This window comes from Anaerovibrio sp. (assembly GCF_024697385.1).
Classification (GTDB): Bacteria; Bacillota; Negativicutes; order Selenomonadales; family Selenomonadaceae; genus Anaerovibrio.
Map to the genome: position 1 here is coordinate 1 of NZ_JAILFV010000080.1, position 15938 is coordinate 15938.

General features: G+C 42.9%; 13 protein-coding genes, 1 tRNA gene and 1 pseudogene. 2 read left to right on the top strand and 13 right to left on the bottom strand.

Features of this window, described 5'->3' with window-relative positions:
• Nucleotides 1-430: 430 nt before the first annotated feature.
• Nucleotides 431-1708, bottom strand: coding sequence for an ArsB/NhaD family transporter (locus K6C05_RS04140; protein WP_296731589.1), 1278 nt, complete (start codon nucleotides 1706-1708; stop codon nucleotides 431-433).
• Nucleotides 1709-1972: 264 nt separating this feature from the next.
• Between K6C05_RS04140 and K6C05_RS04145 the strand changes: the two genes are divergently transcribed.
• Entirely contained in the window at nucleotides 1973-3607 is a 1635-nt protein-coding gene (locus tag K6C05_RS04145; RefSeq protein ID WP_296731592.1) for a hypothetical protein, read from the top strand.
• Between the two features lie 124 nt (nucleotides 3608-3731).
• Here K6C05_RS04145 and K6C05_RS04150 read toward each other — a convergent pair whose 3' ends face one another.
• Nucleotides 3732-4601: an NAD(P)/FAD-dependent oxidoreductase gene (locus tag K6C05_RS04150; RefSeq protein ID WP_296731595.1), complete on the bottom strand. Its 870-nt coding sequence runs from the start codon at nucleotides 4599-4601 to the stop codon at nucleotides 3732-3734.
• A gap of 139 nt (nucleotides 4602-4740) precedes the next feature.
• Nucleotides 4741-5064 (bottom strand): thioredoxin, encoded by a 324-nt coding sequence (gene trxA / locus K6C05_RS04155; RefSeq protein WP_296731598.1) that lies wholly within the window; start codon nucleotides 5062-5064, stop codon nucleotides 4741-4743.
• Nucleotides 5065-5255: 191 nt separating this feature from the next.
• Between trxA and K6C05_RS04160 the strand changes: the two genes are divergently transcribed.
• The gene (locus K6C05_RS04160; protein ID WP_296731601.1) at nucleotides 5256-5591 is read left to right on the top strand and encodes a helix-turn-helix domain-containing protein; all 336 of its coding nucleotides are present in this window, start codon (nucleotides 5256-5258) and stop codon (nucleotides 5589-5591) included.
• Between the two features lie 78 nt (nucleotides 5592-5669).
• Here the strand turns inward: K6C05_RS04160 and K6C05_RS04165 are convergent, their stop codons facing one another.
• From K6C05_RS04165 to K6C05_RS04210, 10 genes and pseudogenes are all read right to left on the bottom strand, one after another.
• Entirely contained in the window at nucleotides 5670-8042 is a 2373-nt protein-coding gene (locus tag K6C05_RS04165; RefSeq protein ID WP_296731603.1) for a hybrid sensor histidine kinase/response regulator, read from the bottom strand.
• 267 nt (nucleotides 8043-8309) lie between these two features.
• The gene (locus tag K6C05_RS04170; protein WP_296731624.1) at nucleotides 8310-8492 is read right to left on the bottom strand and encodes a rubredoxin; all 183 of its coding nucleotides are present in this window, start codon (nucleotides 8490-8492) and stop codon (nucleotides 8310-8312) included.
• Between the two features lie 96 nt (nucleotides 8493-8588).
• Nucleotides 8589-9290: pseudogene (locus tag K6C05_RS04175) on the bottom strand (MBL fold metallo-hydrolase); the annotation flags it as partial.
• A 53-nt stretch (nucleotides 9291-9343) separates the two neighbouring features.
• The gene (locus K6C05_RS04180) at nucleotides 9344-9691 is read right to left on the bottom strand and encodes a hypothetical protein (RefSeq protein ID WP_296731606.1); all 348 of its coding nucleotides are present in this window, start codon (nucleotides 9689-9691) and stop codon (nucleotides 9344-9346) included.
• Nucleotides 9692-9874: 183 nt separating this feature from the next.
• On the bottom strand, nucleotides 9875-11005 hold the full coding sequence (locus K6C05_RS04185; RefSeq protein ID WP_296731608.1) for a cation diffusion facilitator family transporter: 1131 nt from the start codon (nucleotides 11003-11005) through the stop codon (nucleotides 9875-9877).
• Entirely contained in the window at nucleotides 10986-12008 is a 1023-nt protein-coding gene (locus K6C05_RS04190) for a HAMP domain-containing sensor histidine kinase (RefSeq protein ID WP_296731612.1), read from the bottom strand. Before K6C05_RS04190 ends, K6C05_RS04185 begins: the two co-directional genes overlap by 20 nt.
• Before the next feature lie 74 nt (nucleotides 12009-12082).
• Nucleotides 12083-12769, bottom strand: a complete 687-nt coding sequence (locus K6C05_RS04195; protein WP_296731615.1) for a response regulator transcription factor — start codon at nucleotides 12767-12769, stop codon at nucleotides 12083-12085.
• A 310-nt stretch (nucleotides 12770-13079) separates the two neighbouring features.
• Nucleotides 13080-13156, bottom strand: a tRNA-Pro gene (locus K6C05_RS04200).
• A gap of 164 nt (nucleotides 13157-13320) precedes the next feature.
• Nucleotides 13321-14199: a PRC-barrel domain-containing protein gene (locus K6C05_RS04205; protein WP_296731618.1), complete on the bottom strand. Its 879-nt coding sequence runs from the start codon at nucleotides 14197-14199 to the stop codon at nucleotides 13321-13323.
• 31 nt (nucleotides 14200-14230) lie between these two features.
• Nucleotides 14231-15592, bottom strand: a complete 1362-nt coding sequence (locus tag K6C05_RS04210) for a tetratricopeptide repeat protein (protein WP_296731621.1) — start codon at nucleotides 15590-15592, stop codon at nucleotides 14231-14233.
• Nucleotides 15593-15938: the final 346 nt, after the last annotated feature.

The following is a 15938-nucleotide window of genomic DNA, read 5'->3' on the forward strand; positions in this document are numbered from 1 at the left end:
ATGTCCTCCTGATGTGTTATATTTCGTAACTGGCAGGTCACGATATAATACTAACACATCAGGAGTTTTCCTGTTTTAGGACGCATAGCTAAAGCTTTTCTGAACCACGCGACTATCGCGTGGTTTTCTTTATACAAAAAGTGTGCCTTCCCATCTGGAGAAGGCACATCCTTCACTTGCAAATAAACAGAACATATTTTAATAACTCTGCCGCTGGCCATCAAACCTATTGCATCATCCAAAGGCAGGGCAGGATGATGTGACCATTGGAGGAAGGGCGTCAAGAAGTGGATTTTTGCATGCTGGAATTCCGGAAAAAATTCCGTGTCTGAGCGAAGCGAGTTCGGAATTTTCCCGGCACCTTAATTAAAGGCAAAAATACACTTTAGCCCTGAGTTCCCTGGTCACAGCAACTGCCCTGCCGCTTACTTTATATTAAATATCTGAAATAAATATAAACTGTGGATGTAATAATTGTTAAAATCATGATTGGAAAACCGATTTTAAGATAATTGATGAAGGTAATCTTTACCCCTCGCTCTGCTGCCATTCCGGCCACAATCAGGTTGGCCGAAGCACCTACCAGACTTCCATTTCCGCCCAGGCAGGCACCCAATGCCAGACTCCACCACACAGGTTCCAGATTGCTTACCCCCATGGCTCCCATGTTCTGAATAAGTGGAATCATGGTAGCAACGAACGGAATATTATCCAGTACAGCCGATACCAGTGCACTGAGCCACAGCACCAAAAGTGAGGTAGCTGTCACATTGCCACCAGTGAGCTCCACGGCCTGAGTAGCCAAATTACCTATGATACCGGTCTCAATCAATCCGCCCACGGCTATAAACAAACCGATAAAGAAGAATATCGTAGCCCACTCCACGGATTTCATGGAACTCTCTACCAAATGATGGCTGCCCCCCGCCAGTAACAGCAGCAAAAATCCACCGGCCAGGGCAATCATTGAAGATTCTATATGGGTAATTGCATGGGTAAAGAACCCCAGAATAACCAGTCCCAGTACAAACAGGGACTTTTTCAGCAGACGCCTGTCCTTAAGGGCCTTGCTTTCATCCATCTCCATAAGGTCTGCCTGCAATTCCGGTGTGGTATGCAGTCCCTTCTTGTAAATAATTTCCATAATGAATATGACAATCACAAGATTTAAAAAGGCTATAGGTGCCAAATTATCAATAAAGGCCACAAAGGTCAGCTCCTTTACGGCACTGCCTATCATAATATTAGGCGGATCACCGATAAGAGTTGCCGTACCGCCAATATTTGAGGCAATGATCTGAGTCAGCAGAAATGGCATTACCTTCAGATGTAGCTTTTGAGTAATACTGAAGGTGACCGGCACCATGAGCAGCACCGTGGTCACATTGTCCAAAAATGCCGAAAACACCGCTGTAATCAACGCCAAATATATTAAAATACGCTTTGGCTCTGCCTTGGCCACCTTGGCAGCCTTTATGGCCACATAGTCAAACAATCCTGTATGACTGGTAACCCCTACCAATACCATCATGCCCACCAGCAGTCCCAGTGTGTTGAAATCAATGTGATGCAATGCTGTTTCCTGGGACAGGACTCCCAACAGCACCATTGAGGTAGCACCTAACATTGCTGCTACTGTACGATGAATTTTTTCAGATACAATCACCATGTACATAAAAATAAAAATAATCCCTGCTAAAACTTCCATTTTACGCCTCCTTTTTTATACACAAAAAAAGCGCAGACGAAGCCCGAAGCTGATCAGACTCCTCCTGCACTTTCCTATGAGAATTGTAGTGTTATTGTAACATAAAGGATAATATCCTGGCAAGAAAAATTCATCTCCGGCTCATAAGTCGTATTTCGCCACAGGATAATTTAAAAAAAATTTATAAAATATAACTTTTTTGTTTAAATTCTGTTTATTTTTTTGCCTTAAAATAACAGCATAATCTCAAGGGAGGTAAGAAGCATGAATAACAAAAAAGCATTGGCCTGCGTTCTGGCTGCTGCTGTTGCAGTTATCGGTTACAACAGCATATCTCCTGTGAATGCGGCATACAACAGTTCAGATACCATCATAAATCTGTCTGAACAGGATGAATCAACAGCAACAAATAAGCATAAAAAACCGCCAAAAAAGCCTCATAAGTCAACCACTGAGCAATCTGACAGCATACAGGCACAAGGCAACCCACCTAATGGGACACCACCTGACGGCAATCCACCTAATGGCAATCCACCTGATGGCAACCCGCCTAATGGGGCTCCACCTGATGGCAACCCGCCTAATGGGGCTCCACCTGATGGCAACCCGCCTAATGGGGCTCCACCTGATGGCAATCCTCCTAACGGCAATCCACCTAATGGAGCCCCTCCTAATGGGGCTCCAGGAAGCAACAAAAAGGTCCAGTATTCTGCGGCCACGGAAATTGCCAAATCTTCAGTGCAGTCAAATAGTACATATTTCAGTGATACTGCCGACAAAAGCGCATTAATGATTGACACTGCTGAAAATGTTACCATTAACAATCCTACCATATCCAAAACCGGTAATTCAGATGGCCGGGACAACTGCAATTTTTATGGTCAAAACGCCTCGGTTTTGGTAAAGGGCGGTAGTACTACTACCATCACAGGTGGCACCATTACCTCCAACGCCTCAGGGGCCAATGGTATTTTTTCCTATGGCGGAAATGGAGGTAAAAACGGCACTGCCGGCGACGGCACAAAAGTCATAATCCGGGATACGAAAATCACTACCTCCGGCAGTGGCTCCGGAGGAATCATGACCACTGGCGGCGGTATTACCGAAGCCTATAATCTGTCCGTTACTACCAACGGGCAGTCTTCAGCCCCTATCCGCAGTGACCGTGGTGGCGGAACCATAAAGGTTGACGGTGGCACTTATACCTCCAACGGCCTGGGCTCACCTACGATTTATTCCACTGCGGATATTACCGTATCCAACGCCACCCTGGAGTCCACTCTTTCTGAGGGTGTATGTATAGAGGGACTTAATTCCATCACCCTTAACAACTGTGATATGACTGCCAATAATACTGCCTGCAATGGAAACGCCACCTTTCATGACATGATAATGCTCTATCAGTCCTTTTCCGGTGATTCCAACAGCGGCACCTCATTCTTCAATGTAAATGGTGGCAGCCTGACAAATAAAAACGGACATGTATTTCATGTCACCAATACCAATGCCGTCATAAACCTGGACAATGTACATATTGCCAACGAGGACACCAATCAGGTATTGCTGTCTGTATGCGATGATGGTTGGCATGGTGGCGCAAACATAGCCACAGTCAACACTGTCCATCAGGCCATGACCGGCGATATACTTGTGGGTGACAATTCCAAGCTCAACCTGAATATAAAGAAAGGTTCCCTTTACACCGGGGCAATCAGTGGAAAGATAACCAATGCCAAGGGACAGACCATTTCCACCAAGGCCGGTGAAATAAATGTATCCCTTGACGATACCAGCAGCTGGACATTGACAGGAGATACCTACATCACCAGCTTTAAGGGCGATTTAAATAAAATAAACCGCAATGGATACAGCCTGTATATCAATTCAGAGAAAATCTGATTTCCTGCTGCAAAATTAAATACCATAATTAAAAAACCAGTCATCAGGGAGTAATCACTCAGATTGTCTCCTGCGACTGGTTTTTATTTTACACACACAATTTAAGTTTTACACGCACAAGCTTTTACTTTGACTCTGCAGCTTCACTGGCTAAATATTCCAGGATCTCATGAGCTGCCACATTACCCTCACCAACACCCTTGGTAATCTGGTACGGTCGGCCGGTAATATCACCGGCGGCATAACAGCCTTTGATGTTGGTTTGCAGCTGTCTGTTCACAGTTATATGCGGTCCATCCATCTCCAGCCCCGGAAGCAGCTTGGCAGGCGAAATGGCATTGCGGAGAATAAACACTCCGTCCACCGAAATTTTTTCACCATTATTCAGCTCCACTGCTTCAACCTTTTTATCCCCTTGGATACCGGCAAAACCAGCCTGCTGTATTTCCACATTGGCCTCCTTAACGGAGATATTACGGTCAGGAGAAAAAAGGTACACCTTGTCGGCCACCCCGGCAAGATATGAAACCTCCGGAAGATAGCTGCTGTTGGCGCAATATACTGCCACGGTTTTTCCCTTGTAGAAAAATCCATCACAGGTAGCACAGTAGCTGACACCACGGCCCAGATATTCAGCTTCTCCCGGGAACTCCTTGGCTGCCACCACACCTGTGGCCAAAAGCAAGGTCTTAGCCTCAAAAACATCATTGTTGGCCAAGAGCATAAAACGATTTCCGGTATTGGATATGGTTGTTACCAGACGGTCATTTATCTCCAAATCCAGCTCCTTGATATGCTCCTTGAAGCGGTTATTCAGCTCATGACCGCTTACAGTACCCAAGCCGGGATAATTGGAAATCTTTGCCGATTTTTCGATTTTCTGACTCATGTCTCCCGAGCCAAACCATATAATGCTCTTCCCTCTCATTTTCAGGACTATTGCTGCCGACAAGCCTGCCGGGCCTGATCCTACAATGGCAGCATCATATATCATCTTACCTGCCTCCTTCCTATACCGGTTTGTCTTTTAGTACGCGATGCGCTTACCAAATGGGTGCCAGTGCCACCAGATTGCAAAACAGAATTACAGGTTGCATTCTGTGCCGTTAATGACAGAAATCACTCCAACTCCGTTATTTACCCAGGATGGCTTTTATTTTTTCTTCCAGAACTGCCTTAGGTACGGCACCTAATTCATCATCACAGAATTTTCCTTTGTTGATAAATGCAAAATAAGGTATGCTGGCCACTCCGTATTTGCCGGCAAGCTGTGGCTGCTGATCAACATTGACCTTACCCACCTTAATTTTTCCGTCATACTCCTCTGCCAGTTCCTCGACTACCGGCCCCATCATCCTGCATGGGCCACACCAGTCAGCATAAAAATCAATCAAAACCGGAACATCACTGTTAATAACCTCTGCCTCAAAATTTTCTTCTGTAAACTTGTATTCCATATTATCCACCTCATAACCTTTAATTTTTTTATTTTTTATTGTATTTCTCAGCTGATAGTTATATTATATATGGTATGAAAAATATATCAAGTACGCAGTTTTTATTTATCTGGTCAGAAAAATCTTACCAGGGATAATTCCACTGAATACCAACTTCTGCATAAAATAAAAACTACCCGGGAGGTAACAATATGAAAAAGAAGGAAACTCTATGCGACAATATTGCCGGCGAGGATTGTGGCCTGAAAAAAGTACTGAACATCATTGGTGGCAAATGGAAAATCATGATACTCTGCGTTATAGACAAGGATGAAATCGTGCGCTATGGTGATTTAAGGCGGTCGGTATATGGCATTACCAATACCATGCTGGCCAATTCCCTGAAGGAGCTGGAGGATAATGGCATGGTACACCGCAAGCAGTACGACGAAATGCCTGTGCGTGTAGAATATTCCCTTACTGACAAGGCAAAAAGCATCATCCCGATATTATTGGAATTGAAACGCTGGGGTGAAATAAATCTTTAAACATAATGACGGAAATCAAAAACTCCTCCCGGGACCAAAGCTGTAAATACAGCCCCATCTCAGGAGGAGTCTTTATTTTTACAACAGATACTTTTGCAGCACCATGGCTAAGGCGTGCATATCCAGTGGCTTGGCCACAAAATCATTCATGCCGCACTGCTTAAAATGCTCCACATCTTCAGCAAAAACATCGGCACTCATGGCTATAATCGGCAGATTAACGGTATATTCCGTTCCTATCTCACGGATGCTCCTGGTAGCTGTATATCCATCCATGATTGGCATTCTGGCATCCATAAATATCATGTCATAATACCCTTCGCCCATTTCACGGACAGTTTCAAGGGCTTCCCTGCCGTTGGCAGTCTTGTCAACCTCGGCACCGGTCATACCCAAAATATTTTCTGCTATTTCCAGGTTAAGGGAAATATCATCCACCAACAAAATTCTCTTGCCAGGCAATTTGATTTCCGAAAATTCCAAAGGTTTGGCAGGAACACTTTCCCTATTTTCCTGCTCCACTACCTCCAGGTCTATTGAAACTGTAATTTCCGTACCTTCATTTATAGCACTGGAGACCTGAATCTGACCTTCCAGAAGGTCGACTATGGCTTTTGTAATGGACATTCCAAGGCCTGTGCCCTTCACCTCAGTCTGATGGTCATCCTGCTCCCTGGTAAAAGGCTGGAACAGCCTTTCCTGGAATTCCATGGACATACCTATTCCATTATCCTTAAAGATAAAGCTATAGATACTCCTTGTAGTAGATACGCTGGTCTCCTTTACACGGATGCTGATTTTACCACCATCAGGAGTATATTTGATGGAATTACTCAACAGGTTCATAAATATCTGCTGCAGCCGCAGGGCATCACTGATTACTACCTCATGTTCAATATCGCTTACTGAAGCCTGCATATGATGCTGATGGGCCTCCAGCTGCTGACCAACCATGGCAACAACACTGCCAATAATCTCCGGTATATTAACCTGTTCCTTGGTAATGCTAAGTTTGCCGCTCTCTATACGGCTCATATCCAGAACATCGTTAATCAAACTCAATAAATATTTACTGGATGTAGATATCTTTCTCAGGCAATCCGACAGCTTTTTAGGATTATCCTTATTGGATTCTGCAATAAGGCCCAACCCTACTATGGCGTTCATCGGAGTACGGATATCATGACTCATCCTGGAAAGGAAATCACTTTTGGCTTTATTGGCACGGCGGGCTTTTTCTACGGCCTTTTCCAGCTTTCTGTTCTGTTCTGCCAAAGCCGAAGCACTAAGCTCTCTCTTTTCCTTAATTGCCGCCGCTGCCATGGCTACGCCCTGGGCCAATATCCCAATCTCGCCAGAAACATTTTGCGGAATATCCACATCATCCTCACCATCCTTAAGTTGCCCTATGGCCTTGGTCAGCTGTTTTATCGGCTGCATCATACGCCGGGTATAATGACTGAACAACAGCAGCAGCAAAATACCACAGAATACTATGACGATTATATCCAGGGCAACCAGATCCTCGCGGTCCTTGTACATTTCCGTATAATTATCACAAAGCACCAGCTTCAATCCACACCTGAGTGTCATAAAGCTCTGGACATAATCCTCGTCATTAAATTGATATCTAATCAGTGAATTTCCGGAAGTTGTGTCATTTGGCTCAATAGTGGCCTCGGTAATATCGATTACAGAATCACCATGAACCTTGTTGGCAAAATAATCATTTGGATGGTAATGAATATCACCATTCCCGCTCTTTAAAAAGGCATAGCCGCTTTTACCGAACTTTATCTGATCCACCAGGGTAAGGAGCGCCTCAAAATCAAAATCCATGCCCACAATACCCAAAAGCTGGTCGTCCTCATATATTGGTGCTACATATGTAATCATGAAATGACCGGTATTTTTATTGAAATAAGGCTCAAGCCAAATAGGTTTTTGTGCCTTCTTTGGCAGGGTAAACCAACCTACATGCTCCACATCATCCGGATTATAATCCTTTATTACTGTAAGCTCATGGGATTCCATCTTACCTGATGGGCTTTTGGTGAAGAAAAAACCATCCTGCTTGCCTATCAGGTCAGGATCATAAACAAAATAATACCCCAGCGACATATTGGTGGTCTTGCAAACACTGGAAAACACTTTCTGAATATTTTGGGTGATTGCCGCTCTTTTCACCGGATCCTTAACATCATCAATATCGGTAACATACAGATTGGCTATGCCCACCATATGGGTTATTGCATCCTCAAACCGGATATATTCCTGATTAAGGCGCTCCCCCTCAGTGGCAGTACGGGCATTCATGGCAATAGCGATATCCTTGTCTTTTGATGTTCCTACAATTTCATAGGCGGCAAAGCACAACAATCCTATTACAGCAGTCATGGTTAGTACCAAAAAAATTATGACCTGCTTTTGTAAAGAATCAACTTTTTTCATAGGCTTCGTCTCCTTCTCTACCGGGAAGATAATATATCAATAAATTTTTTAATACTTTTTACACAAAACGCCCTATGATATCATTGTACATCGTTACAAAATACAAAATCAATTTTTATATGAAATTTATTACAAATATCCCATACAGGAACAATCAGGTTGAGAATAATTTTCCCCTTTGAATGGCTTCTCCATACCGCCTGTTGATGAAAAAAAACAACACCCCCAAAATGATATGATACCTCAGATGGGAGTGTTGAACATTTTTTATGCCTTATTAAACTTATCCTTTCCCTGCTTACAACGAGGGCATTTCCAGTCATCCGGAAGGTCCTCAAAGGCTGTGCCTGCAGGTATTCCATGCTCCGGATCACCTACAGCCGGATCATATACATACCCGCATATGGAGCATATATATTTCCCGGAGGCTTCCTGTCCTGCATAATCCATTGATGGAGGAATCGGCGCCGGCATATTCTTAAGGTCTACGACCTTTTTATTTTCCAGATTTTCATAGCCTAGAGGTGTATGGGTTGATACATATACTACCTGATGCTTTTCAATAAAAGCCCTGACCCTGTTCAGGGTATCCCTGGCAGCAGTCTTGTCCTCAGTAGCCACAGACAGCTTATTCTCATATAGGGCCTCATCGGTATAAGTCACATCACCATGAATGATGTAATGAAGTCCCTCATTTTCTACGATAACAACACTGTTGCCGGTGGTATGACCAGGTGCAAATACATAATATACGCCCTGGGCAATTTTTTGGCATTTATCAAAATTCTCATAAGCACCGTCAGTAAAGTCCACCCGAACCACATTATCCCCCTGCAGGTCCATGGCATCAGCCTCTACCCGGGAAATATATATTTTCGCATTTGGGAAGCTGCGCAATTCACCTGTATGGTCCGGATGCTTGTGGGTAACAAGGATTTTGGACACCTGCTCCTTTTTATATCCCAATTTTTCAAGAGCAGTCACATAGTCGTCTATTCTTGAGCCAAGATAGATCGATGCATCAGGGTCTGCCACCATATCAGGGGTTTCTAAAGGCATACCCGTATCTACCAATATAACTTCGTTTCCGGTATCAATGAGAAAATTCTGCAAAGAGCTACGATATTTGACACTTTTGTCAAATTTATCTTCGCCATCTTCCAAGCCCATAGCAAATGGCTGTGTCATAAAACCATTCTCATAAAGTTTTACTGCTTTTATCTGCATACTGTTCCTACTCCTTTCCATACACACTTACCGTTAAAATCTACTCAATAGCATCTCATCCTCAAGGAAAAAGATTACCGCTTAATATTTGTTTCCTCATAGGCAAATGTAGAACCTACACCGAAATGAAGCATCCATTCCGGACGATCTGCAAGAGGAATCCAATATCCGTAAGACTTGCCAAAAGGCCCTTCATAGGTAATAGCCACGGTTTCCTTATTGTCTGCTGCCCTGTTGGCCAAGCAGCCCTTATGCTGTTCAGGTGTACCTACAGATGAACATTTCATCCCTACCTTAAGCCCAAATGCGGCTGCTTTATCATTGACAGCCATCACCTCTCTGCTCTTCTGAATAATCATGACCGGTTCCGGGAAATTCCCCCACATAGCATGAAATGCCTTAACAAGTTCTTCATCACTCATCCAACATAACCTCCTAATATTTACTGAAAAAATAATTATTTATTATCAGGATTGACTAACCATGGATAGGATAAACTGTCTGCTTGATAATATACCGCCCCACAGAATACAGTATCCCCCGACAATTCCCCTGAAGTGTATCACATAAATATGACCTTAATGTGACCTTTTGCGGTGGAGCTTTTAAAATTCGGCAAAATCAGTATCAATAAATATCAGGCATTTATAATCCGGGAATTCCTTCTTCACATGGTCCACAACCTCATCAAAGGCAGCATATCTGTCGTCCACATTAAAGCTTATGACCAGATCGAACCGGATTGTTTTTTCCTCCTTGTTGAGATAAAATCCATGAATCTGACGGACATAAGGATATGATGTTACTATCTTCCGTACTGCTTTCTCAACCTTGATGACTTCCTCATCCCTGGTATTAAAAGCATATACTCCAATTGCCGTCAAAAGGACATTGTGCTCTGCATATACCTTATCCATGATATCACGCTGAAGCTTATCCAGCTGGATTGAATCATATGTGTCAGGTACCTCTATATGAACAGATCCCTGCCAGGTATCAGGGCCATAGTTATTCAATATCAGGTCATAGGCACCACGCACATCAGGAAAACCCGCTATAGTTTTTCTGATGCTTTTTCCCAGCTCAGGGTCATTGCGTTCACCCAAAATCTTGGAAATTGTCTCCTTCAGCATATCGATTCCGGCCTTGATAATGACCAGGGAGATGATGGCACCCAGCCAGGCTTCCAGGGATATTCCAAAGCTCAAAAATATTCCTGCGGCCACCAGGGTAGAAGCGGATATAACAGAATCCAGCTTGGCATCTTCCCCGGAATTTATGAGGGCATCAGAATTCACATTTTCACCCACGGATTTTACATACCGGCCCAGGATTATCTTTACTACCACTGCCACTGCTACGATTATCAGAGACACTGTATTATAGTCCGGCGTCTCCGGCTCCAAAATCTGACTTACTGATTCTATAAGGGAGGTAACACCTGCATAAAATACGATAACAGATATTATGATAGCACTCATATATTCAATGCGGCCATAACCGAAGGGGTGCTCCTTGTCCGGAGCCTTACCGGCCAATTTTGCACCAACTATTGTAATAAGGGAACTTGCTGCATCAGATGTATTATTTACCGCATCCAGCATTATGGCAATGGAGTTGCTCATAAATCCTATTGCGGCCTTGAAGGCTGCCAGGAACAAATTAGCTGCTATTCCGATAATACTGGTCTTAATTATTGTTTTTTCCCTGGATATTTCATTCTTTGTTTTGATCATCCAACACATCCACCTTTCCATATTTTTCCGGCAGGGTAACAATCATTTCTGTTCCCCGCCCTTCTGTACTCCTGCACTCTATAGAGCCGCCCAGCCAATGAAGCATGCCCTGTACTATGGCCAGCCCCAGGCCACTTCCCTGCTCCTTGTGGGACTCCTCACACTGATAAAATCTGTCAAAAATATGTTCCTGTTTTTCCAGAGGAATGCCCTTCCCTTCGTCGCGAATGTGGACCACTGCCTTATCTCCTGAGATTTGTCCCCATACGTAGATTGTAGTATCCATCGGAGAATATTTCATGGCATTATCCAGCAGATTTAACCAGATTTGCCAGGTCATGTCCGGATTGCTTTCAATGGTGAGGGCAGGCAGCTCAATGGATAGCTCCTGTCCTTTATCAATATATTTTTCCAACAGCATAATCAGGCACTTACGCACCTGTTCGTCCAAATCCACAGGTTCACATTTGATTTTCAGATCCTGATTATCCAGTCTGGACAAGCGAAGAAGATTATCCGAAAGCCGTGAGAGTCTCAGGGCCTCCTTGTGCACCAGGTCAATATACTCCCGCCTCTCCTCATCTCCCAGGCTGTCATCTATCAGGATTTCAGTCATGCCTGCTACTGCTGAAAGTGGCGTTTTGAACTCATGGGAAACATTGTTAATAAAATCACATTGCATTTTATCCAGTCCGGCCAGTTCCTTTACCATGTGATTGAAGCATTCCGTCAGGCATTGTCCTTCTTTGATAACTATAAAATGCTCGCTGGCAGGTATCTGAACCGAAAAATCCCTGTTCATAACCTTGGCAGCAGCCTTTACAACATCCTCGGCAGGCCTGATATAATAGGCAGCCTCCCAGGCCATGGCTATTCCCCCGATAGTAACGGTCAACAGACAGCATATGATAAGGCCTTCAGTATGGCTTAGCTCTATGCCTCCCACGGTCCCGATAAGGACAACAGCCAATCCGGACAAAAAGCATGCCACGGTAAATATCAAAATAGACGACAGTGAATGATACACCCGTAACGGAATTACAATATGCTGCTTTCCAAAACTTTTCAGAAATCGCCTCATGGATGACCGCCTTCCTTAAATACAGCCTTGTATCCCAATCCTCTGACTGTCATGATCTCAAAATCAGAATTATCGGCAAAACGCTTTCTTAATTTTTTTACATGGGCATCCACATTCCGTCCATCAGTGTCTTTATCCATACCCCATATATCATCCAGAAGCTCCTGCCTGGTAAATATCTTATTGGGCTGATTCAGCAGCTTGAACAAAAGATAGAATTCCTTTGAGGGCAGGTGCTCCGTGTTACCATCACTCTTTACGGTCAGCTCCCCATAATCCAGGACCGTCCCCGAAATGGTCAGCTGCTTCTCATTTATAAGCTTGGCCCTGCGCAAAAGAGCGCCAACCCGCAACAGCATTTCCCTGAGATTAATTGGCTTAATCATATAATCATCAGTCCCGGCCACAAAGCCTTTTTCCATGTCCTCCATTTGGCTCTTGGCGGTAATCATTAATATTGGCAGATGATAATTTGCCCTTCTCAGCTCCTTGGTGAGGGTAATACCATCCATGTTGGGCATCATCACATCACTGATAATAAGATCTATATGCTCACGATCCATAACAGCCAATGCTTCATTGCCATCAAAGGCTGAAAATGCCTGATAATTCTCTTTCATCAATTTGGCACAAATCATGCGGTTTAATGCCTGATCATCCTCGACTACCAGAATAGAACGCATATTTTCTCCCCCCATCGATTGAGAAAATTCATCACTTCAATATAAAGAAGCCTCCCATAACAGAATATATATGTTATTCATATTATATACCTTTTCCATGACCTGAATATGACTTTTTACCTCTCCCGAAAAGCTCCGGCCTGAACCCGATCGTGCTGTCTTAGTCCAATTAAAAAATAAGAAACCTGACTGTTTGCACAAGCCAGGTTTTTCACACAACTCTATTTTTGAAATTTTTCCATAGGCTGCTTTCAAATGATAATCTGAGGATTTATCCTCTAAAATAAAAATCACCAAACAGCTAAAAAAATGGTCGGGATGACAGGATTCGAACCTGCGACACCTTCGTCCCGAACGAAGTGCGCTACCAAACTGCGCTACATCCCGATAACAGCCACATAAGAATAGTTTGCAACTCTTTTGTAAAACAAGTCACTAGTACATTATAACGCAATTCAGAAAATTTTTCCTCAAAAAAAAGAAAAAACTTTTGTTTTGCAATAAAAAAGGGAAAGCCACCACATCCCTGGGGCTCCCCCATTCTATATTTCTTACTGAATATTTAATGTAAGAGGTGCAAACATCTTGGCCAGATTAGCACGCTGGATTATCTCATCTGTTATCACATCACCTTTATTGACGATAACGACACCCGTCTTGGTTTTTAATGTCCTGCGGGCTGTTTTGCCAAGAACAAAGCGACGCTGTCTTTCATCGATTTCAACCGGTTCTTCCACCTCAGCTACTGCTTCCTCGGTGTTCGCATCAATTTCGTCAGCATCAATTTCATCAGCATCCGATTCTTCTGCAGCTGCCTGCAAAACAGGCTCTTCGACTTCTTCCTTTACAGCTTTTTTAGATTTTTTTTGAGGCTTCACGCTCTTTTGGGCCGTCTTTTTAGGTTCCTTGGCTGATTCTTCTTCCTTTTCCTTGTTAAATATATCTATGAGCATTTGATTGTTTTTTTCATGCTCTGAAGCAATGATTGTAACCTGCTTACCAAAAATTGCAATCTGATCGCTGGTAATCTCGGAAAGATTCCCCATGGCATCTTCAATTTCACATTTTTCCAGCTTTCCGCCTTCACCGATATATATCTCCACTACCTTGCCCTGGATTGTACCGGACATGGTAATGGCCTTGGTATCGATAATCTTTATATTGGCATCCATCATGGTCTCAAAATCGCCGGCATCTTCCAATGTCAATATAGTCTCACTGTTAAATACAGTCACGGCATCATCACCGATGGCAACAACAGAGGAATACGGCAGCAATTTTACGCCTCTGTACCAGTCCTCATCTTCGATTATGATGGCGGCAACAGCGCCATGCTTTGCATCTATAAGAAGTCCCTTGCTCATCCCCAAGTCACGGCCCTCTGTGATGCTGATAACTGGCAAGCCAATAATTTCCACACTTTTTTTCATTAAAAATCCTCCTAAAATTATATTTAAATTGTTACATTTGACTATCAATTTTACTATCATGGTAAGTGGCTTCTATTGCCGGCATATATTCCCCCGGAATATCATAAAATGGCATTTCAGCCTGATTATGGGCCTGTAATACATCATATACTGCCCTTATATATCTGATACTATCCTTGAACTCAGCTAAAATATGAGGTTTTGTGGAAACAGCTCCCAGGGTCATAGCCTGCTCAAAGCTTTTGATTGCCTCCGGATAACGACCATTATCCTTGTAAATATTACCGATTTCGATTACCAGCATAACGGCAAAATCATCATCACCGTATTTTTCCAAGGCATGTTTATACGCCATCAAAACCAGGTCCCATTGATTGGAAAGCTTTAACTCATCAGCATATGCCAAAATATCATCAAGGGTATCCATATTGTTCAGCAAAAGCATGGCTTCAGAAGCTTTATTTTGCCATGCAGAACCATCCTGATTGTCAACTATACGGTCACAGTTAAACTCATCATCAGGTTGCGCTGCCATATCATAGGTAGATACCGCCACTTCTTCAGCAATTTTAATTGTACCACTATCCGTTGGGGGTGTGTCAACTGCTGCCCCAATACTGTCACCCTGCAATCCGTCAACTGTCTCCAAAGATCCTGAAAACGACTGGTTTTCGTATATTTCTGACTTCTGCTCCCGGATATCTGCGTCGCTTCGCAAGATTGGATCATTATCATCAGTGAGCATCATAACATACCCGGATCCGGACTGGCCTTCTTCTGAGTCTTTATCAATGTCTGAAGTAATTTCGCTCCCTTCAGCTCTTTTTGCTAAAAAATCCCAGGAAAAAAATTGCGCAAAATTATTTAAATAAAAGTCTTTCAGCTTACCCAAAATGTCACCAGGCCTTATTGAAATTTCTTTAAGGGACGGTCTACGACGGCAGGCATGAATGATTGCCTCAACAGGGTGTACCGTCTTTCTGTTAACGATATATTTATCATAACAAACATATATAATGGAGGATTCTATCGAAATAAATTTTGTGATATCAGCAAAATGAAAATCCCCAAACTTATGTAAAAAACCCATATGGGTTTCCGGCTCACTATGCTGTGAATCCGCATTATGGCACACATCATCAAGTGATTGTTGGTTTTCAACACTCTTAAACCTAAATCCGGAAAAACCAGATACGAGTTTTTTTCCTAGGCCCATAATATTTACCTTCCTGGCAAAATAATAATTATATATGGTAATTATTACTGCCACCACAATTCCCATAAACCACAATACAAACAAACGGAATTCATCCAAAAGTGGTGCTATTATAACTGCAAGAACATTGATTATTATTGCAAAAACTCCACACAATACAAGCGCAGAAAGTTCCATATGCAGGTTCAACATATTGGACAGCTGGTATATTATTAAAATCACCACTGTCATTATTATAATTGACAACAAAACAAATAACAAATGACTCACCACATTACATAAAAATCATTCAACCATACTTTGCAATAATTTATGCCTGATTTTCAGTAAAAACAATTTGTATTTATCAGTTCATATATTTTTTGAAACAGGCACTATCCATCTGTTATAACGCCATTGTTCAAATTTTTCTTCTTTAGAAGAAAAATCTTCCAATTAGCGTTTCAACGAGCTGGGAGATATGCTCGCCAGCTGTTGTAGTTTGTTTTCCCCCACCTAAAGAGGAAGGGGACATCTTAAAGCT